The 19,208-nt window shown below is 58.7% G+C and carries 16 protein-coding genes; 15 read left to right on the top strand and 1 reads right to left on the bottom strand.

Annotated features, from left to right (window positions below):
- Positions 1 to 42 precede the first annotated feature (42 nt).
- The 8 genes from QV747_RS08345 to QV747_RS08310 all read left to right on the top strand — a co-directional run bounded on the left by QV747_RS08345 (position 43) and on the right by QV747_RS08310 (position 7,109).
- Positions 43 to 1,053: a sulfate ABC transporter substrate-binding protein gene (locus tag QV747_RS08345; RefSeq protein WP_273432069.1), complete on the top strand. Its 1,011-nt coding sequence runs from the start codon at positions 43 to 45 to the stop codon at positions 1,051 to 1,053.
- A gap of 72 nt (positions 1,054 to 1,125) precedes the next feature.
- Complete coding sequence (gene cysT / locus QV747_RS08340; RefSeq protein ID WP_273432067.1) at positions 1,126 to 1,959, top strand: sulfate ABC transporter permease subunit CysT; 834 nt, start codon at positions 1,126 to 1,128, stop codon at positions 1,957 to 1,959.
- Complete coding sequence (gene cysW, locus QV747_RS08335) at positions 1,959 to 2,825, top strand: sulfate ABC transporter permease subunit CysW (RefSeq protein ID WP_034619019.1); 867 nt, start codon at positions 1,959 to 1,961, stop codon at positions 2,823 to 2,825. Before cysT ends, cysW begins: the two co-directional genes overlap by 1 nt.
- Positions 2,826 to 2,828: 3 nt before the next feature.
- Positions 2,829 to 3,869, top strand: coding sequence for a sulfate/molybdate ABC transporter ATP-binding protein (locus QV747_RS08330; protein WP_028449286.1), 1,041 nt, complete (start codon positions 2,829 to 2,831; stop codon positions 3,867 to 3,869).
- Between the two features lie 397 nt (positions 3,870 to 4,266).
- Positions 4,267 to 5,265, top strand: coding sequence for a sulfate ABC transporter substrate-binding protein (locus QV747_RS08325; RefSeq protein ID WP_273432064.1), 999 nt, complete (start codon positions 4,267 to 4,269; stop codon positions 5,263 to 5,265).
- Between the two features lie 166 nt (positions 5,266 to 5,431).
- Positions 5,432 to 6,241, top strand: coding sequence for an EAL domain-containing protein (locus tag QV747_RS08320; RefSeq protein ID WP_273432062.1), 810 nt, complete (start codon positions 5,432 to 5,434; stop codon positions 6,239 to 6,241).
- Positions 6,242 to 6,257: 16 nt separating this feature from the next.
- Positions 6,258 to 6,866, top strand: a complete 609-nt coding sequence (locus tag QV747_RS08315) for an alpha/beta hydrolase (RefSeq protein ID WP_273432061.1) — start codon at positions 6,258 to 6,260, stop codon at positions 6,864 to 6,866.
- Positions 6,867 to 6,947: 81 nt separating this feature from the next.
- Entirely contained in the window at positions 6,948 to 7,109 is a 162-nt protein-coding gene (locus QV747_RS08310) for a hypothetical protein (protein ID WP_273432059.1), read from the top strand.
- A 96-nt stretch (positions 7,110 to 7,205) separates the two neighbouring features.
- On the opposite strand, the gene QV747_RS08305 is transcribed toward QV747_RS08310, so the two are convergent.
- Complete coding sequence (locus QV747_RS08305; protein WP_034619018.1) at positions 7,206 to 8,474, bottom strand: putative Na+/H+ antiporter; 1,269 nt, start codon at positions 8,472 to 8,474, stop codon at positions 7,206 to 7,208.
- Between the two features lie 318 nt (positions 8,475 to 8,792).
- Between QV747_RS08305 and QV747_RS08300 the strand changes: the two genes are divergently transcribed.
- The 7 genes from QV747_RS08300 (at position 8,793) to QV747_RS08270 (ending at position 19,179) form a co-directional block, all read left to right on the top strand.
- On the top strand, positions 8,793 to 10,574 hold the full coding sequence (locus tag QV747_RS08300) for a serine hydrolase (RefSeq protein WP_273432057.1): 1,782 nt from the start codon (positions 8,793 to 8,795) through the stop codon (positions 10,572 to 10,574).
- Between the two features lie 90 nt (positions 10,575 to 10,664).
- On the top strand, positions 10,665 to 11,360 hold the full coding sequence (locus QV747_RS08295) for a response regulator transcription factor (RefSeq protein ID WP_028449281.1): 696 nt from the start codon (positions 10,665 to 10,667) through the stop codon (positions 11,358 to 11,360).
- A gap of 3 nt (positions 11,361 to 11,363) precedes the next feature.
- The gene (locus QV747_RS08290; protein ID WP_273432054.1) at positions 11,364 to 12,728 is read left to right on the top strand and encodes an ATP-binding protein; all 1,365 of its coding nucleotides are present in this window, start codon (positions 11,364 to 11,366) and stop codon (positions 12,726 to 12,728) included.
- Between the two features lie 76 nt (positions 12,729 to 12,804).
- On the top strand, positions 12,805 to 15,045 hold the full coding sequence (locus QV747_RS08285) for an alkaline phosphatase (protein ID WP_273432052.1): 2,241 nt from the start codon (positions 12,805 to 12,807) through the stop codon (positions 15,043 to 15,045).
- 227 nt (positions 15,046 to 15,272) lie between these two features.
- Positions 15,273 to 16,289 carry a putative 2-aminoethylphosphonate ABC transporter substrate-binding protein gene (locus QV747_RS08280; protein WP_028449279.1) on the top strand — a complete coding sequence of 339 codons (1,017 nt, stop codon included), beginning with the start codon at positions 15,273 to 15,275 and terminating at the stop codon, positions 16,287 to 16,289.
- 77 nt (positions 16,290 to 16,366) lie between these two features.
- Positions 16,367 to 17,497, top strand: a complete 1,131-nt coding sequence (locus QV747_RS08275) for a putative 2-aminoethylphosphonate ABC transporter ATP-binding protein (protein ID WP_052190490.1) — start codon at positions 16,367 to 16,369, stop codon at positions 17,495 to 17,497.
- Positions 17,494 to 19,179 (top strand): putative 2-aminoethylphosphonate ABC transporter permease subunit, encoded by a 1,686-nt coding sequence (locus QV747_RS08270; protein ID WP_273432048.1) that lies wholly within the window; start codon positions 17,494 to 17,496, stop codon positions 19,177 to 19,179. Before QV747_RS08275 ends, QV747_RS08270 begins: the two co-directional genes overlap by 4 nt.
- Positions 19,180 to 19,208: the final 29 nt, after the last annotated feature.

The raw sequence follows: 19,208 nt of genomic DNA, 5'->3' as shown, positions 1-19,208 counted from the left end.
TTGTTACAGTCAGCGTCACCTCAATCAATTTGGAGCTTCACCATGACTTCATTGCGCCACTGGGCAGTTGCCCTTGCTCTGGGTTCAGCCGCAGCCTTGAGCCACGCCGAAACCACTTTGCTGAACGTCTCCTACGATGTGATGCGGGATTTTTATAAAGATTACAACCCGGCCTTTAGCAAATACTACGAAGCCAAATTCAAAGACAAAGTCACCATTCAGCAATCGCACGGCGGTTCAAGCAAACAGGCGCGCTCGGTGATTGATGGGCTGGAAGCCGATGTGGTCACCATGAATATGGCCACCGATATTGATGCGATTGTCGAGAAAGGCAAACAGATCAACGCGGGCTGGGATAAGAAATTCCCGAATGAAGCGGCGCCATTTTCCAGCCTGCAAGTGCTGATTGTGCGCAAAGGCAACCCCAAAGGCATTAAGGATTGGGCGGATCTCACCAAGCCTGGTATTCAGGTGGTGGTACCCAACCCAAAAACCAGCGGCAATGGCCGCTACACCTTCCTGGCGGCCTGGGGCGCGGCACTGAAACAAAATGGCGGTAACGAAGCCAAAGCGCGCGAATTCACCCAAGCGCTGTTTGCTAATGTGCCGGTGCTCGATGCTGGCGGCCGCGCAGCCACCACGACCTTTATGCAGCGCCAGATTGGCGATGTGTTGGTCACGTTTGAAAACGAAGCCGAAATGATTGCGCGCGAATTTGGCCGCGGCAACTTCGAGGTGATCTACCCAAGCGTATCGATTGATGCCGACCTGCCGGTGGCCGTAGTGGATAAAGTGGTCAACAAAAAAGGCAGCCGCAAAGCCGCCACCGAATACCTGAGCTATCTGTGGAGCCCTGAAGGCCAGGAAATCGCCGCGCAAAACTACCTGCGCCCCCGCAATGCAGCGGTCGCTGCCAAATACGCGAAGCAATTCCCGGCGATCAAACTGTTTGGTGTGGCCGATTTTGGTGGCCTGAAAGCGGCGCAGAAAAAATTCTTTGATGATGGCGCGATTTACGATCAGATTGCCGCCGACATCGCCAAAAAGAAATAAGCCCACTAGGTATAGCCAGCCAAGCCAATCCCAAGCTTGGCTGGAGAGCAATACCCTGCAAAAGGAAATCCCATGAAGTTCAAACAGCACAGTGTGCTGCCCGGCTTTAATCTCTCGCTGGGCTACAGCATGCTGTATCTCTCACTGATTGTGCTGCTGCCGCTGGCGGCGCTGATCAGCAAATCGCTCGGCTTAAGCTGGGCCCAATTTTGGGCCATCGTCAGCGAGCCGCGCGTGGTGGCCACCTATCAGGTGACCTTTGGTGCGTCGCTGCTGGCGGCCTTGATTAATCTCTTTGTGGGCCTTTTGATTGCCTGGGTGCTGGTGCGCTACCCCTTCCCCGGCAAGCGCTTTATCGATGCGCTGGTCGATCTGCCCTTCGCCTTGCCCACTGCGGTGGCGGGGATTGCGCTGGCTACCCTGTATGCGCCCAATGGTCTTTTGGGCGAGCCGCTGGAAAAGCTCGGCATCAAAATCGCCTTTACCCCGGCTGGGATCGTGCTGGCGCTCACCTTTATCACCCTACCTTTCGTGGTGCGTACGGTACAACCGGTGCTGGAAGACATGGAGCGCGAGCTGGAAGAAGCCGCCTCAAGTCTGGGTGCCACCCGCTGGCAGATTTTTAGCCAGGTGATTTTGCCCACGATTTTCCCGGCGCTGCTCACCGGCTTTACGCTGGCCTTTGCCCGCGCGATTGGTGAATTTGGCTCGGTGATTTTCATTGCCGGCAATATGCCGTTCAAATCGGAAATCACCCCGCTGATGATTATCTCCAAGCTCGAACAATATGATTATCTGGGCGCTACTGCGATTGCCGTGGTGATGCTGCTGGTGTCGTTTGCCCTGCTGCTGCTGATTAACGGCCTGCAATGGTGGATGGCTAAACGCCTGGGGAGACGCAAATAATGGCGACAACAACGCGAAGCCTCGCCACGACCGAAGCGCCGTGGATCCGCTACACGCTCACCACGCTGGCACTGGCGCTGATTACTCTCTTGCTGATCGTGCCGCTGTTATCAGTGTTTTATGAAGCGCTGCATCAAGGCTGGCAGCTGTATCAAGATTCGCTGCTGGAAAGTGATGCCCTCGCTGCGATCAAACTCACGCTGATCGTTGCCGCGATTTCGCTACCGCTCAATCTGGTGTTCGGCGTGGCGGCGGCCTGGGCAATTGCCAAGTTTGATTTCAAAGGCAAAAGCATACTGATCACGCTGATCGACCTGCCCTTTGCCGTCTCGCCCGTGGTGGCTGGCCTGATTTATGTGCTGCTGTTTGGCGCGCACGGCTGGTGGGGGCCGTGGCTAGCCGAGCATGACATCAAGATCATCTTTGCGGTGCCCGGCATTGTGCTGGCGACGGTATTTGTCACCTTCCCCTTTGTGGCGCGCGAGCTGATTCCGCTGATGGAAGCGCAAGGCAGCGAAGAAGAGCAAGCCGCCTTGGTGCTCGGTGCCTCGGGCTGGCAAACCTTCTGGCATGTCACGCTGCCCAATATCAAATGGGGCCTGTTGTATGGCGTGATTCTGGCCAATGCCCGCGCCATGGGTGAATTTGGCGCGGTGTCGGTGGTGTCGGGACATATCCGCGGCATGACCAACACCATCCCGCTGCACGTCGAGATTCTTTATAACGAATACAACTTTGTCGGCGCTTTTGCCTGCGCTTCGATTCTAGCCCTCTTGGCATTGGCCACGCTGGCCATCAAGAGCTACATCGAATGGCGCACCGAGCAGCAAGCCGCCGAAGATCGCAAACACGCGACCGAGGAATAAACCATGAGTATCGAAATTCGCAATATCGTGAAAAGCTTTGGCGAGTTCAAGGCGCTCAATGATCTATCGCTGCAGATTGATTCTGGCGAGCTGGTGGCGCTGCTGGGCCCATCGGGCTGCGGCAAAACTTCGCTCTTACGGGTGATTGCTGGCCTGGAAACCCCCGACAGTGGGCAGATTCTGTTTCATGGCGAAGACACCACCGAGCGCCATGTGCGCGAGCGACAAGTGGGCTTTGTGTTTCAGCACTATGCGCTGTTTCGCCACATGACGGTGTTTGACAATGTGGCCTTTGGCCTGCGCGTGCGCCCCAAGGCCACACGCCCCACGGATGCTGAAATCAAACGCAAAGTGCACGAATTACTCAATCTGGTGCAACTTGATTGGCTGGCCGATCGCTATCCGGCCCAGCTCTCGGGCGGCCAGCGCCAGCGGATCGCCCTGGCGCGGGCACTGGCAGTCGAGCCTAAAGTGCTGCTCCTGGATGAACCTTTTGGCGCGCTGGATACCAAGGTACGCAAAGAGCTGCGCCGCTGGCTACGCCGCCTGCACGATGAAATGCACATCACCTCGGTGTTTGTAACGCACGATCAGGAAGAAGCGCTGGAAGTCGCCGATCGGGTGGTGGTGATGAATAAAGGCCAGATCGAGCAGATCGGCACGCCGAGCGAAGTTTACGATCATCCGGCCACGCCATTTGTGTATCAGTTTTTGGGCGATGTAAATCTATTCCAATCACGCGTGCATGATGGCTGGGCACAGGTGGGCGATGCTAAATTTGCCAGCGATGGCGAGCACGCCACTGTGTATGTTCGCCCGCACGAGATTGACCTCAGCCGGGTCGCCACCGCCAATGCCATTCGCGGCACCATCACGCATATTCGTCTGCTGGGCGCCACCGTGCGGCTGGAAGTCGAAGTGGCCGAGCATGATGTGGTCGAAGTCGAGCTAACGCGCGAGCGCCAGCAGGAAGGCGGCTGGCAAATTGCCGAGACCGTGTACCTGATTCCGCGCGAAGCCAAAGTGTATTCAACGGCGGCTTAATACGCCCCAATTCACGGCTAGAACGCCCCAAAACCGCCCGCATGGGCGGTTTCAGGCTGCGGACAAAGTAGAAACCACGATTTTTCAAGTCTCGGCAAAGCCGAGCCTAGGAAATAAGGGCTTGAATCTGCAGCCTTTATGTTTTATTCCCACCCCTCCCGTCCCCTCCTTGAGGGGAGCCTCGCTTTGCGAGTGGGGTTTATCATCAATCTAAAACCGCCCGCAAGGGCGGTTTTTTCTTGGCCATTGGCTCGCGCAAACCGCACCGCGGCACCCTGAATCAGCCCAGCTCATTTAATAACATCGGAATATAAAAAAAGCATTTCAAAGTATTTAGCAAACTAAAGACAATCCGGCATGATGGCTACATCAACTCCACACCACCGAGAAAACCACGATGAAAACCACTCGCGCTCTCCTTGCCGGTCTGCTCCTCACCGCCTTTGCTGGCAGCACCTTTGCCGCCAGCTTTGAACTCTTGAACGTCTCCTACGATCCGACGCGTGAGCTGTATCAGGACTATAACAAGGCCTTTGCCGCTTACTACAAAAAGAAAACCGGTGATGATGTCACCATCAAGCAATCACACGGTGGCTCGGGCAAGCAAGCCCGCGCCGTGCTCGATGGCCTGGAAGCCGATGTAGTGACACTGGCACTGGCCTATGACATCGACGAGCTGGCCACCCAAGGCAAATTGCTCAAACCCGACTGGCAAAAACAATTTAAAGAAAACTCATCGCCCTACACTTCCACCATTTTGTTCCTGGTGAAAAAAGGCAACCCGAAAGGTATTAAAGACTGGTCGGATCTGATTCGCCCCGATGTCAAAGTGATCACCCCTAATCCGAAAACTTCGGGCGGCGCACGCTGGAATTACCTCGCCGCCTGGGGCTGGGCGAAGAAAACCTACGGCTCGGATGACAAAGCCCGTGATTTCGTGCAAAAGCTGTATAAAAACGTGCCAGTGCTGGATACCGGCGCCCGTGGCTCTACCGTCACCTTCACCCAACGCGGCATCGGCGATGTACTGATCGCGTGGGAAAACGAAGCCGAGCTGGTGTTCCGCGAGCTGGGCCGCGATAAATTTGAAGTAGTGGCCCCATCACTCACCATCAAGGCCGAGCCACCTGTGGCAATTGTCGATAAAAACGTCGACAAAAAAGGCACCCGCAAAGTGGCTACCGAATACCTGAGCTATCTGTATTCGAAAGAAGGCCAGGAAATCGCCGCCCAAAACTACTATCGCCCGATCGATAAAGAAGTGTTTGCTAAATACGCCAAGCAATTCCCTGCCGTGAAGCAGTTTGATATCGATGATGAATTTGGCGGCTGGGCCAAAGCACAGAAAACCCACTTTAGCGATGGTGGCGTGTTCGACCAGATCTACAGCAAGTAATCCTGCGGGCTATCCGCTGCCGCACGCCCTGCTGCGTGCGGCATTTTTTATTGGGTATAGCGCTGCAAATCAATCACTATAAGCATCACAGCGCTATACCCATGATCTTTTAAACCGCCTTACTCTAGTGCGTGCGTACACTGGGCGCGGGCGGGAGAATGTCGCCATGAATCAGATCGTGCAGCCCCCTCTCAATTACCCGGTGCCCCCGGAAATCCGCCAGGATTGGCCGGAAAGCCTGTTTCAGATCGATAGCATCAAAGGCGTGGTGGTGAAAGCCATGGGCTCGACGCTTTCATCGGCGTTTCAGCCACTGCTGGATCGCCATGGCCAGCGCTTTGCCGATGAAGCCTTGCTACGCGCCACCGTGCGCGAGCGGCCAATCGCCCCGCAGCAGGCCTTTGGCGCGGCGCGGCAAGGCCATAAGCTGATTGCCTTTGATCGGCTCTGCCGCACCCTGCATGTGATGAATTTTGCCAGCTACGCCCAACCCGACCGGCTACTGTTTCTGAATGTGCACCCGGAGCTACTGGTGCAGATCAATGATCATGGCGCGTATTTTGAGCGGATTTTAAGTAGCCTCGGGTTTAGCCCGCAGCAGATTGTGCTGGAGCTACTGGAACACGAAACACTGGCCAGCGATGCGGTCGATATTTCGCGCGCGGTGCACAACTACCGCAAGAAAGGCTACCGGATTGCGCTGGATGATTTTGGCCATGGCATGGCCAATCTGGATCGCCTGTGGCTGCTCGAGCCCGACTACGTGAAGCTGGATCGCCATCTGATCACGCTGGCCGCGCAGCAAAGCAAAGCCCGCGCCGGCTACGGCCAGCTGGTGCAATTACTCAAAAATGCCGGCACCCAAGTGATCGCCGAAGGCATTGAAACCGAAGAACACAAGCAGCTGGCGCTGGCGAGTGGTGTGGATGGGCTGCAAGGTTTTTACTTTGCCCATCCCCGCCCTCGCCCGCTCTAAGCGCAAGGGAGAGCTGATGCAAGTAAGCGAACAATGGCCGCTAGAAATCGAACAATGGCTGGCCGAGGGTAAACGCATTTTGATCGCCCCGGGCTGGAAAAACTCGCCCGCCGGGCATTGGCAAAGCGAATGGCAAGCGCAATTTCCGGCCATGCAGCGGGTGGAGCAGCCCGATTGGGATTATCCCGTCGCCGCCGACTGGGTGCGCCAGCTGGATCAGACCGTGCGCGCCAGTAGCGCCCCGGCGCTGATTGTGGCCCATAGCCTCGCGTGCCCAACGCTCGCGCACTGGGCTGCATTGCATGGGCGCGAGAGCCCCGTCAAAGGCGTGCTGCTGGTCGCGCCTGCCGATGTGATGCGCCCGGAAGCACCTGAAGCATTTACCGGCTTTGCACCGTTGCCGATTATACCGCTGCCGTTTTTTAGCTGGATTATCGCCAGTACCACCGACCCGCATTGCAGCACCGACCGCGCCAGCCAGCTGGCACTGAATTGGCGCTGCAAGCTCTCGCTGATTGAAAACGCCGGGCATATCAATATTGCCTCCGGCCACGGTGAATGGCCGGAAGGACTGCAATTGCTGGCCAAGCTGATTCAGATTGTGAATGGCGATCAGGATGAATAAAGCCCCGCTGGCAGGCTGAACTTTTTACAAGCCGGCCACTCCATGCCAGAGCAATATGTCACTGCCCCTGCTGGAGCCGCTATGCCGCAACTGAGTTTATTTTTACTGATTTTCGCCGCCGCCTGCCTGCTTGCCCTGGTGAGCATGTGGGTTCAAAAAGCCGATAAAGTCGAAACCGGCATTATGGCCGGCACCGGCGGGCTTAGCCTGGCTGGCGCACTGCTCGCCTGGGCCAATGCCTAAGCCAGCCACCGCCCAATAAAAAAGCAGCCTCACGGCTGCTTTTTTATTGCGGCACTCTGAGCCCAGAAGCCCCAAGCGCCTGTAAACACCTTTACTTTATAAGAAGCGCAGCGCCGCCATGGCCACCAGGGTGGGGGTGAGCGCTGCCAGCGCCAGATAGCCAGCATTCACCGTGCCATCGCTAAAATGCCCACGCAAAATCGTCAGGCCCGCCGGATTGGGCGCGTTGGCAATTACGGTTAAACCCCCACCTGCCACCGCCCCGGCCACCAGCGCATACTGGAACTCGGGCGAGAGCCCCGGCACCAGCGAGCCCAGATAGGTGAGTGCCGCATTGTCGGTGAAGGCGGTCAGCGCGGTCGCGCCAAAGAACACCGCATCGCTACTCATACTCATCAGCACCGGCTGCAGCCACCATTGCTGATGCCCGCCCAAGACCACCAAGCCGGCGAGGAAAAACGCCACCAGCAGTGCCTCGCGCAAAATCAGTCGGTCTTGATGGCGCTCATAGGCGTGGGTAATACCGATAAAAAACAGCAACAGCCCCATGAAAATGGGTGGGTAATGCGCAAACACCACCACCCCAAGCAGAAACAGCAAATGGGTAATCACCAGTGCCATCGGCACTTTCGGCGCACTGCTGCTATCCGCGCTTGGCGCTTGCAGCTGCGCCAGCTCGCGCCAGAACAGCAGCGTAAGGCCGACAGCATTTACCGTCACAGCGATGGCGGCTTTCCAGCCAAACTGGGTCAGCATAAAGTGCAGATCCCAGCCCCATTGGCCGGCCACCATCAGGACTGGCGGCGCGGCAAATGGGGTGAGCGTACCGCCGATTGAAATATTCACAAACAGCACGGCCAAGGTGGCGTATTTAAAGCGCTGGCTTAAAGGCTGGGCAAAAAATTGCTGGCTGATAATCAGCGCCGCCAACGTCATCGCCGCCGGCTCGGTGATAAACGAGCCCAATAGCGGCACAAAAATCATCACCACCAGAAAATAACCCACCCGCCCCGGTAGTGGCAGCAGCCGCGCCAAGAGATTAATCAGCTCACCGGCCACATACAGAATCGGCCGCGTGGCGGCGATGACCATAATCGCAAACACAAACAGCGGCTCGGTGAAATTGCGGGTGTTCAGATATTCTTTGGTTTCAGGCACGCCCACCAGGCCAAACATCGCCAGCATCAGCACCAGCGCCCAAAAGCCAAACACCACCTCCACTTCGCCCAGCAAATGCCAGATGCCGCCGTGGCGAGGATAACGGTGGGCCAGCCCTTCAAAATATTTGGTGGCAAAGGTGTGCAAAATAGCGACGGCAAAAATTGCGGCCGCCAGCAGCTGAAAAGTGCTGGGTGATTGATCCATCGGCGTTCCCTGTCAGATTCATTGTTGTATGCGGCAGTGCCGTGCATAGCCTACCGCCACTGTGAGACCGGCGAAACCGTGCCAGAGTTCAGTGGTACTTTTGCCAACACGCCAGTGATCATCGCGCCCAGACTCGCCAGATACCCCGCCCAGTACTGCCCACAACCTTATTAAAATCATGACTTAGCGCGCCATACCCCGACCACTACATCTGGCCTCGGCCTTTTCACAATTGTTTACAACTGAGCAAACTTTGCGCCGGATTGCCTGGGCGCGGCTCTTTAGCATGGCGGCATCTTCTCCAACCCGAGGTGTACCATGCATTTTTCGCTGACGATTCCGCTTTTGTGTGCCCTACCCTTTACGCTGGCGGCTTGCGGTGGCGCAGGCCCCACACCCCCTAGCCCCACTCCGGCGCCGACCGCGCTGCCCACTCCGGCGCCGGTGAACTACGCGCCGGTCATCAGCGCCTGGCAAGCCAAGCTCCAGCAGTTTTTAAGCGCACAACAGCTGGCGGGCATGAGTATTGCGGTGGTGGATGGCGACCGGGTGGTGTGGGCGCAGGGCCTAGGCGTGGCTGATCTGGCCAGCGGGCAGCCCGCCACGGCCGATACGCTGTTTCGGGTGGGGTCGATTTCCAAGCTGTTTACCGCCACTGCAGTGATGCAGCTGGTGGAGCAGCAGCAATGGCAGCTCGAGCAAAGCCTGCCTAGCCTCTTGCCGGGTTTTAGCGTGCAATCGCGCTTTGCGGCCAATGCTAGCGCCGCCCAGCAAAGCGTGACGCTGCGCCGCGTCTTGAGCCACCACGCAGGCTTACCGGAAGAGATATTCGCCTGCCTGCAGCAATACGATGCTGCGCTCACCCGCTGTAGCCAAGGGGTGGAGCTCGCCCATCGGCCGGGCGAGCAATATGCTTATTCCAATTACGGCGTCGATTTATTGGGCGCGGCCTTGGCCCAACATTATCGGCAACCGTTTACCGAGCTAATCCGCAGTCAGGTTTTGCTACCACTGGGGATGCGTCAATCGAGCTTTGCGCCCGCCATTGCCCCCTTTAACCGCTACGCCCAAGCCCACGCCGGGCGGCAGGCGGTGGGCTATCAGGATGACTATGCCAATATGCCAGCCGGAGGGCTATGGAGCAGCGCCAATGAGATGAGCCGCTTTTTACGCTTTGCGGTCAATGGCGGCCAACTAGAAGGACAGCAAGTCTTGCAGCGCGCGAGCTTGCAGCAAATGTGGCAGCCGCAAAACCCCGATACCCCGCTGGATCTGGATTGCCAGACCGGCCTGGGCTGGTTTGCCAATGAATGCGGTACATCCAAGCTGGGAGATGGCTGGCGGGTGGTGCAGCATGGCGGCTCCACCAAGCTCTTTAATGCCGAGCTGAGCGTGCAGCCCGAACACAAGCTGGGTGTGTTTATCGCAGTCAATGGCGATGATCAGGGCCAGCTGAGCCAACTGGCGCGCGATTTGCTGGCCGATTTACTCAAACAGAAAACTGGCCAAGCGGTGAAAAAAACCACCCTGCCCGCCGCGCAAATCACGCAGCCTAGCGCAGCCGAGCTGCAACGCTATGCCGGCTGGTATTACCTGCACTCGATTGATTTACCCGCCGCCGCCTTGCAGCTGAAGGTACAGCAGGGCCAGCTCCTTGCGCAGTCGGCCGACCCCACCGCGCCGGCAATACCGCTGCAGCGCGACCAGGATGGCTGGTATCGCCTGCAAGGCCTGAGTGATGCACGCATCCAGCTGCAAACACTGGCCGGCCGCGAGATGCTGGTGGCACAAACCAGCGATGGTCGGGCGCTGCATTCAGAGCGCCTCAAAGCCCAACCACTCAGCGCAGCTTGGCAGCAGCGCATTGCCACGCCGCTGCAGGTGGGCGATCTCACGCTGAGCTGGGAAGTACTTGATGGTCTGTTGCTGCTCTTAGCCAATGATCAACCGCTGTACATCATTGAGCCCTTGGATGACCAGACTGCCGTCGTGGCCGGACAAGGCCGTGGGCGGGGTGATGTGCTGCGCTTTACCGATACCGGGGTACTGTATCAGGGTCTAGGCATTGAAAACGTTAGGCTGATCAAAGATACCCACTAGGCACACCCCCAGCCGCACCACTTGGCGCGGCTGGGTACAGGCGCAGCCCGCGAAAAGCGGTACACTGCGCCTGCCACCGAAGGAGCGCACATGAGCCGCATTTTGCTAATTGAAGATGATCTCAAACTGGCGAGCCTGACCAGCCGCTACCTGAGCCAGCAAGGTCTCACCGTGCGCTGTGTGCACGATGGGCGCGAGGCGCTGGCCGCCTACAGTGCGTTTCAGCCCGATCTGGTGATTCTGGATGTGATGCTGCCCGGCAAAGATGGCTGGCAAATTTGCCGCGAGCTGCGCCAGCACAGCGCGGTGCCGCTATTAATGCTCACCGCCCGCGATGAGCAATACGACCAAATCCTGGGGCTGGAGCTGGGCGCTGATGATTATGTGGTGAAACCGGTGGAGCCGCGGCTGCTGCTGGCGCGGATACGCGCCATTTTGCGCCGGCAAGAGGGCCATCTGCCTGCCCCGGCCGGCTTGCTGCAATACGGCCAGCTCAGTATCGACACCGCCAATCGGCAAGTGACACTGGCCGGGGCAGACATCCCGCTGGGCAGTGCCGAATTTGAGCTTTTGAATTTACTGGCCAGCCAGCCGGGCAAGGTGCTCTCGCGCGAGCAGATTATTCAGGCGCTCAGGGGGATTGAGTTTGATGGCCTCGATCGCACCGTGGATGTGTGCGTGAGCAAGCTGCGCAAAAAACTGGGGGACGACCCGCGTGAAGCCCGCCGCATCAAAACCGTGTGGGGCAAAGGCTATCTATTTAGCCCCAACCAGTGGGAGGGCTAAGCCATGTTGCGGCTGTTTTTCCGGCTGTATCTGCGGCTGATTTTGGGGTTTATCGTATTTGTGGCCGGCGTAAATTACGCCCTGTATGGCGTTATGAAACAGGAAAACCTGCGCATGACCCGCGCGATGGCCAGCGGGCAGGTGTATCAGCTGCAGCAGTATTTTAATCCCCTCGCTCCCGGCGCACGCCCGGCCGCGCTAACCGCGCTGCAAGCGCATTTTGGCCTGCAGCTGAGTCTACATCCGGCTGGCGGGCTGGCGTTGAGCCGCGCGCAGCAGCGCGAGCTAGCGGGCGGTGATTTTGTCGTGCTGAGCGAAGATGGCGCGCTCACTAGCACCGATTCGGCTTTGATTTTGCCCTTGCAGGGCGGGCAATGGTTGCAGGTGACGATCCCGCCCGACCCAAGCTGGCTCGGCTGGGCCAGCCTGGGCGCCAATCTGGTGGTTTTTGCGCTGCTGGCGGCGCTGCTGTGGCACTGGAGTAGCCGCCACTGGCGCGATCTGGCCCAGCTGGGCGCGGCCGCCCGCGCCATGGGGCAAGGCCATTTGGAAGTACGGGCCGATTTACCGAAAAAATCCGATCTGCATCAGCTCGCCACGCATTTTAATCAGATGGCGGCGCAACTGCAGCTCTTGGTCACGCAACAAAACGAGATGATTCACGGGGTGGCGCACGAGCTGCGCACCCCGATGGCGCGCATGGCCTTCGAGCTGGATTTACTGGCCGCCAGCAGCGATGCCGCCGAGCAGCAGCAATTGCAAACCGAGCTGCGCAGCGAGCTTCAGGAGCTGGAGCAACTGATCAGCGAAATGCTCAGCTATTGCCGGCTGCAACAGCAGGCCCAGCCCTGGCAAAGCGTATCTGCCGCCGACTGGCTGGCCAGCGCACTGGCCGATGCCGAGCTGGAAGCGCGCCAATATGGGGTTACGCTGATTGGCGAGGCGCCGGCACAGCACTGCCAGCTCGAGCCGCGGCTGCTGGCGCGGGCGCTGAGTAATCTGCTGCGCAATGCGCTGCGCTATGCCACGCAACGGGTCGAGGTGCGGCTGACTGCCGAGGCGCAGCACTGGGTGCTGACGGTGGATGATGATGGCCCCGGGATTGCCCCGGATGATCGGCTGCGGGTGTTCGAGCCCTTTACCCGGCTCGATCAAAGCCGCAATCGTGCCAGCGGCGGCTTTGGGCTGGGGCTGGCCGTGGTGCGGCGGATTGCGCAATGGCATGGTGGCGACGTGAGCGCCAGCCAATCGCCGCTGGGTGGCGCACGGCTACAATTGCGTTGGCCGGTGCAATATACCCCTGCCGGTATCGGCCAGCAGGAAAATAAAGATATAGATCAGCCATCTATACCCCCGACATTAAATTGAAACGATTGTTTTAAACCTTTGTAATAGTCGCCGCGCATCATCGCCATCCTTTGTATCTGCCCGAAAGGATTGCATGATGGATCGTCGCCAATTTCTGCGCATGGCGGGTTTTATGACCGCCAGCGTGGCCACCCCGGTTTTATTAAGCGCCTGTGGCGGCGCCAGCGTCGAGGCCCCGCAGCCGACAGCCAGCCCCAAACCGCTGCTGCTGCAGTTTCCGCAAGGGGTAGCCAGCGGCGATCCGAAAGCGGATAGCCTGGTCTTCTGGACTCGCGCCCTGCCTGCCGGGCTCGACCCCATCGCTGTTCACCCGGCCAGCGCCAATAGCACACTGGAACTGATCGTGACCGAGGGCGACCCTGGCGCTGCCGTGGGCACCACCGCCGAGCTGACCGGAAAGATCGTTGCCCGCGTTCAGCTGGCCGCGCTGACCGAGTGGGATCACAGCGTGCGCCATAAGCTGAGCGGCCTGAATGGCAATACCGTGTATGGCTATCAGTTTGTGGCCGGCACCAGCCGCTCGCTGATTGGCCGCGCCAAAACCGCCGCTGCCGCCAATGTGGCCCTGAATCAGCTGAAATTTGCCTTTTTGTCCTGCCAGGATTGGAGCGTGAACCACTGGGGCGCGTTTGATTTACTGGCCAAGGAAGAGCTCGATTTCATCGTGCATCTGGGGGACTACATCTACGAAACCGTAGGCGAAGCTTTCCAGAAAGGCGCAGTTGAAGCTGCGCACCCGGCACTGAAATTGCCCAATGGCCCGTACAAGAGCGGCAACAGCGGCGCGCGCTATGCCAACACCATCGACGACTATCGCGCCCTGTATAAACAATACCGGATGGATCCGCGCCTGCAGCAAGTGCATGCCCGCTTTGCGATGATTGCGGTGTGGGATGACCACGAGTTTTCCGATGATTGCTGGGGTGATGCCACCACCTACGACAATGGCAGCTTTGATCCGGCCAAGGGTGGCGACAACAAGCACGAAACCGCCCGCCGCCGCGCAGCCAATCAGGCTTGGTATGAATTTATGCCGGCCGATGTGGCCTTTGATGCCAATGCCACCGGCTTTCAGACCATCCGCCTCTATCGCGATTTCCAGTTTGGTCAGCTGATGCAGCTGGTGATGACCGACCAGCGCCTGTACCGCACCGACCACGTTTTGCCCGAAGCCCAGGTAGGCAGCGCCAACGGCAGCCGCTATATGGTGCCAACGCAATATCTGGCCGCGGCCGAAGCGCAAAAAATGAAGGTAGCCACCGCAGGTGGCGACCCGCTGGCACTGACCTCGATTCTGGGCAAAACCCAGCGCGACTGGTTTAAAAACAAACTAAAAACTTCCAGCGCCCAATGGCATTTCTGGGGTAATGAAGTCTCGCTGCTGCGCATGCGGCTGGATGCACGCAAACTGGCGGGCGTACCGGCCGAGCTGCAGCAAGAATTTGTCCTTAACGCCGATCAGTGGGATGGCTTTAACGCCGAGCGCAGCGATATCCTGGGCTATATCCGCAGCCAGAATATCCAGAACGTCGTCGCGGTGACCGGCGATATTCATAGCTTTTATGCCGGGGTGGCGCACGCAGATTACAGCCAAGACACCCCAGCGGTGGTCGATCTGGTGACCGCCGGGATCAGCAGTGATTCGTTCTATAGCTATCTGGCTAGCGCAGTGCGCGACCCGTCTTTAGCCAGCGCACAGGCCCTGATTTTTACCAGCGAAGCGGGCGCCGAAGCGATTGCGATTCAGATGCTCAGCGTTGCCATTGCCCAGCAAGCTGGCGTGAGCGATTTAGGCAATAAAGCCGCCATTCAGCAGGCGGTGGGCGCGGCCATTCAGGCCGGCCAGCTCCCTGCCGCGGCCGTGCAAGCCACGGCTGGCCTCGCCACCAGCGAAATCAACACTCTCAATGATTTGCTGGGTGGCGGCCTAGGCCAAACCATTGCCAGCACCATCGCCAGCCTGGCGGCCCGCAAAGCCTCGGTGGCCGCGCAAACCTTGTATGGCTTGGTGGCCGGCAAAATCGCCAGCCAATTGCAAATCCCGGCAGCGAATGTGCCTGCCAGCGCGGTGCAGCCATTCCTGAATCCATTTGCCGATCAAGCTAGCGGTAAAGCGCCGGTGAATAATCCATGGATCAAGCATGCCGACACCGATGCCCAAGGCTATGCCGTGGTTACCGTAACGCCAAGTGAAGTGCAATGTACTTTCCGCAAAATGCGTCGCCTCAGCAATGGCGCCGCCCCAAGCGCGCCATTGGCGGGCGAAACCCGGGTGCGGATTGCCAGCGGCAAAGCCGATGTCAGCGTGGTGAGCTAAGCCACCACGCGCAGGCTGATGTATTGAGTTGATGTAGTGCGTATCGCCATCGGGCTGGCCGTCGCCCGCTGGTCTTCGCCCCACCTTCGGGTGGGGCTTTTTTTAATCCGCCGCGCGCGGAACTAGACCTTTGCGCACTGTCCCGAAAAATTCGTCTAGACGTAACCGCATTGTCATCTTGCCTAGGCACAATGCCCGCATCCCACAACAAGATGGATTTGCGCCAAATGAAAACCGTAACTCGTCTGACCGCTGCCCTGCTGGCGGCACTCGCTGCCGCGCATAGCTTTGCGGCTGATACGCTGACTGTGTACACCGCACTGGAAGCCGACCAGCTCAAAGCCTATCAGGAAAAATTCGAGCAAGAATACCCGAACATCAAACTGAAATGGGTCCGTGATTCTACCGGCATTATCACCGCCAAATTGCTGGCCGAAAAAGCCAACCCACAAGCCGATGTGGTGATGGGTCTGGCCGCTTCCTCGCTACTGGTGCTGGAGCGTGAAGGCATGTTGCAAGCCTACGCCCCTAAAGGCGTGGAAAAACTGAGCAAGCAATATGTGGATGACAGCACGCCACCAACTTGGGTGGGGATGGATGTGTGGGGCGCCACCGTGTGTTTCAACACCGTTGAAGCCGCCAAGCTGGGCTTGAAAAAGCCAGAAAGCTGGAAAGACCTGCTCAAGCCTGAATTCAAAGGCAAGATCGTAATGCCCAACCCAGCCTCAAGCGGCACTGGCTATTTTGATGTGACCGCCTGGTTGCAAATGTTTGGCGAAAAAGAAGGCTGGGCCTATATGGACAAACTGCACGACAACATCGCGCAGTACACCCACTCGGGCTCAAAACCATGCAAACAAGCTGCAGCGGGCGAATTCCCAGTCGGTATTTCGTTTGAATATCGTGCGGCCAAACTCAAAGACGGCGGTGCGCCGATTGATCTGGTATTCCCGAAAGAAGGTCTGGGCTGGGATCTGGAAGCCACGGCCATCATGAAAGGCAGCAAAAACCTCGAAGCGGCGAAGAAACTGGCCGACTGGTCAGCTTCAAAATCAGCCAACGAGCTGTATGAGAAAAACTTCGCCATCGTGGCCATGCCTGGCATCGCCAAGCCCAATGCGCATATCCCGGCTGACTATGAAAAACGTCTGGTGAAACAAGATCTGCGCTGGTCAGCGGCCAACCGTGACAAGATTCTGGCCGAGTGGACTCGTCGCTACGACGCCAAATCAGAAAAGAAATAAGCCTGACTGCATCACCCGGCCATGCCGGGTGATGGCCCGGCCCGCTGCTGGCGGGCCTTTTGCCTATTGGAAGTCCGATGTTGCGCGATTTACCCGAACACCAAAACACCGAGCGCCCACCGCATGGCGCCGCACCCAGCCTGCATGTGCAGCTGAACGATATTCATAAACAGTTTGGCCGCTTCACCGCGCTGGCTGGCATTCATCTGGATATTCGCCAAGGTGAGTTTGTATCGCTGCTGGGCCCCTCAGGCTGCGGCAAAACCACTTTGCTGCGCATTCTGGCCGGGCTAGAGCACGCCGATCGCGGGCAAATCATGCTGCATCAGCGCGATATCACGCGACTTCCGCCGGCGGAACGTGATTACGGGATTGTGTTTCAATCGTATGCGCTGTTTCCCAATCTGACCGTCGCGGCCAACATCGCTTATGGCCTCAAAGGCCGGCGCGAAGATCGCCAGCGCCGGGTCGATGAGCTACTCGATCTGATCGGGCTAGCCGGCATTGCCAGCAAATATCCGGCTCAACTTTCAGGCGGGCAACAGCAACGGGTGGCACTGGCGCGCGCGCTGGCCACTTCGCCCAGCTTATTGCTACTGGATGAGCCATTGTCGGCGCTGGATGCGCAAGTGCGCGAACACCTGCGCCACGAAATCAAACAACTGCAACGCAAACTGGGCGTGACCACCATTATGGTGACCCACGATCAGGAAGAAGCCCTCACCATGGCCGACCGCGTCGTGGTTATGAACCACGGCGTGATCGAGCAGATTGGTAGCCCGGAAACCATCTACCGCAAGCCCGCCACCCGCTTTGTGGCCGATTTTGTAGGCCAATGTAATTGGCTCAGCGGCGCGGTGCTCTCGCCCGGCTATTTCCGCTTGGGTAATGCCGCGATTGCCGCGCACAGCCTCGCCCATCATCCGACCGGCCGGCAGGTGGAAGTTTTCCTGCGCCCGGAAGATGTGATTTTGCATCCGCGCTGGGAAGCCGGCCCGAATATGGCGCTGGGCGAACTCAAACAGCTGGAACTATTGGGCAGCCAATACCGCATGACGCTGCAAGTGGCCGATTGGGGCGGCATTACCCTGCAAGCCGATCTGAATCACCATCAGCTGGCCAGCCTGAATTTCCGCGATGGGCAACGCATACCGGTGCAGTTACCGGCCAATTGCCTGCAATGCTTTAGCACGGAGCACAGCGAATGAGTACCCTCGCCCTGCCCGCGCCCAGCCGTTGGCCCAACCTCACCCCCATCTTGCTCGCAGGCGCCGTACTGGTGGCGCTGCTGATTATGCTGGCCATGCCGCTGGTGGCCATTCTGGGCCAAGCGGTGCGCGACCCGGCCACTGGCGCGCTGAGCTGGCAAGCCATCGAGCAAACGCTGGCCAGCCCCGGCCTGCTAGAACAACTGCAGCGCAGCTTGGCGGTGGCCCTCACCACCTGCGTGCTGGTAGTACCCTTGGCCTATGCCTATGCCAGCGCCCTCACCCGTAGCTGCATGCCGGGCAAAAGTCTATTCCGCGCCTTGGCGCTGATTCCGCTCTTGGCGCCCTCGCTTCTGCCGGGGATTGCGCTGGTGTATCTGTTTGGTAATCAGGGCGTGCTCAAAGGCCTGTTTCCGGATGGCATTTATGGCTTTTGGGGCATTGTGCTGGGTGAGGCGTTTTATACCTTTCCGCACGCGCTGATGATTTTGCTCACCGCCCTGGCGGTGGCCGATGGCCGGCTGTATGAGGCGGCCCATGCGCTGGGCGCCAATGGCCAGCGTCGCTTTCTGACCGTCACCCTACCCGGTGCGCGCTTTGGCCTGATCTCGGCCACCATGGTGGTGTTTACGCTGGTAATCACCGATTTTGGTGTGCCCAAAGTGATTGGCGGGCAATACAGTGTACTGGCGCTCGAAGCCTACAAGCAGGTGATTGGCCAGCAAAACTTCCCGCGCGGCGCGGTGATTGGCCTGCTGCTGCTGATTCCGGCGCTGATTTCCTTTGCCGTCGATCATCTGGCCCAGCGCCGCCAGCAAGCGCTGCTCACGGCCCGCGCCCAGCCATTGCAAGTGCGTGCACAACCCGTGCGCGATGGTTTGGCCCTGCTGTTTTGTACCGTTGTAGCCGGCAGTTTGCTGCTGCTGCTGGGTACGGCCGTGGCGGCGGCGCTGATCAAGCTGTGGCCGTATAACCTCAGCCTCACGCTCGATCATTTTGATTTCAGCAATGTCGATGGTGGCGGCACCGAGGCCTTTGGCAATAGCCTGCGCATGGCCGGCTGGACGGCGCTCCTGGGCACGGTGCTGGTGTTTATCGGCGCGTGGCTGACTGAAAAAGTGGATGGCGCGCGCCGCCTGCAACGGCCGCTGCATCTATTGGCCATGCTGCCGATGGCCGTGCCGGGCCTGGTCTTGGGCTTGGGCTATGTGCTGTTTTTTAATCAGCCGGGCAATCCGCTGCATGGCCTGTACGGCACGATGGCGATTCTAGTGCTGTGCTCGGTAGCGCATTTTTATACCACCGCCCATCTGACCGCCGTTACCGCTTTGCGCCAGCTCGATCGCGAATTTGAAGCCGTGGCCGCTTCGCTGAAAGTGCCCTACTGGCAAACCGCGTGGCGAGTGACCTTGCCGGTGTGTCTGCCGGCCATGCTGGAAGTAGCCCGCTATTTCTTTGTCGCAACCATGACCACGGTGTCGGCGGTGATTTTTATCTACAGCCCGGAAACCACGCTGGCCTCGGTGGCGGTGCTGAATATGGACGACGCCGGCGATACCGCCGCGGCCGCCGCGATGGCTACGCTGATTGTGGCGAGCTCAGCGCTGGCTTGCGGGCTGTTTGCCATTTTGCAAACCATTTTACTGCGCCGCACCCAGCGCTGGCGGGCCCGTAGCGAGTAATACCCACACCGGTATAGCGCCACTACCCT

Source organism: uncultured Chitinibacter sp. (assembly GCF_945957625.1).
GTDB lineage: Bacteria > Pseudomonadota > Gammaproteobacteria > Burkholderiales > Chitinibacteraceae > Chitinibacter > Chitinibacter tainanensis.
This window is presented reverse-complemented; position numbering and strand designations above follow the sequence as displayed.

Coding starts and splice junctions, on each gene's coding strand:
- QV747_RS08290 (WP_273432054.1), top strand. CDS start 11,364: ATGTTGCGGCTGTTTTTCCGGCTGTATCTGCGGCTGATTTTGGGGTTT.
- QV747_RS08330 (WP_028449286.1), top strand. CDS start 2,829: ATGAGTATCGAAATTCGCAATATCGTGAAAAGCTTTGGCGAGTTCAAG.
- QV747_RS08315 (WP_273432061.1), top strand. CDS start 6,258: ATGCAAGTAAGCGAACAATGGCCGCTAGAAATCGAACAATGGCTGGCC.
- cysW (WP_034619019.1), top strand. CDS start 1,959: ATGGCGACAACAACGCGAAGCCTCGCCACGACCGAAGCGCCGTGGATC.
- QV747_RS08310 (WP_273432059.1), top strand. CDS start 6,948: ATGCCGCAACTGAGTTTATTTTTACTGATTTTCGCCGCCGCCTGCCTG.
- QV747_RS08300 (WP_273432057.1), top strand. CDS start 8,793: ATGCATTTTTCGCTGACGATTCCGCTTTTGTGTGCCCTACCCTTTACG.
- QV747_RS08305 (WP_034619018.1), bottom strand. CDS start 8,474: ATGGATCAATCACCCAGCACTTTTCAGCTGCTGGCGGCCGCAATTTTT.
- QV747_RS08285 (WP_273432052.1), top strand. CDS start 12,805: ATGGATCGTCGCCAATTTCTGCGCATGGCGGGTTTTATGACCGCCAGC.
- QV747_RS08270 (WP_273432048.1), top strand. CDS start 17,494: ATGAGTACCCTCGCCCTGCCCGCGCCCAGCCGTTGGCCCAACCTCACC.
- QV747_RS08280 (WP_028449279.1), top strand. CDS start 15,273: ATGAAAACCGTAACTCGTCTGACCGCTGCCCTGCTGGCGGCACTCGCT.
- QV747_RS08295 (WP_028449281.1), top strand. CDS start 10,665: ATGAGCCGCATTTTGCTAATTGAAGATGATCTCAAACTGGCGAGCCTG.
- QV747_RS08320 (WP_273432062.1), top strand. CDS start 5,432: ATGAATCAGATCGTGCAGCCCCCTCTCAATTACCCGGTGCCCCCGGAA.
- QV747_RS08275 (WP_052190490.1), top strand. CDS start 16,367: ATGTTGCGCGATTTACCCGAACACCAAAACACCGAGCGCCCACCGCAT.
- QV747_RS08325 (WP_273432064.1), top strand. CDS start 4,267: ATGAAAACCACTCGCGCTCTCCTTGCCGGTCTGCTCCTCACCGCCTTT.
- cysT (WP_273432067.1), top strand. CDS start 1,126: ATGAAGTTCAAACAGCACAGTGTGCTGCCCGGCTTTAATCTCTCGCTG.
- QV747_RS08345 (WP_273432069.1), top strand. CDS start 43: ATGACTTCATTGCGCCACTGGGCAGTTGCCCTTGCTCTGGGTTCAGCC.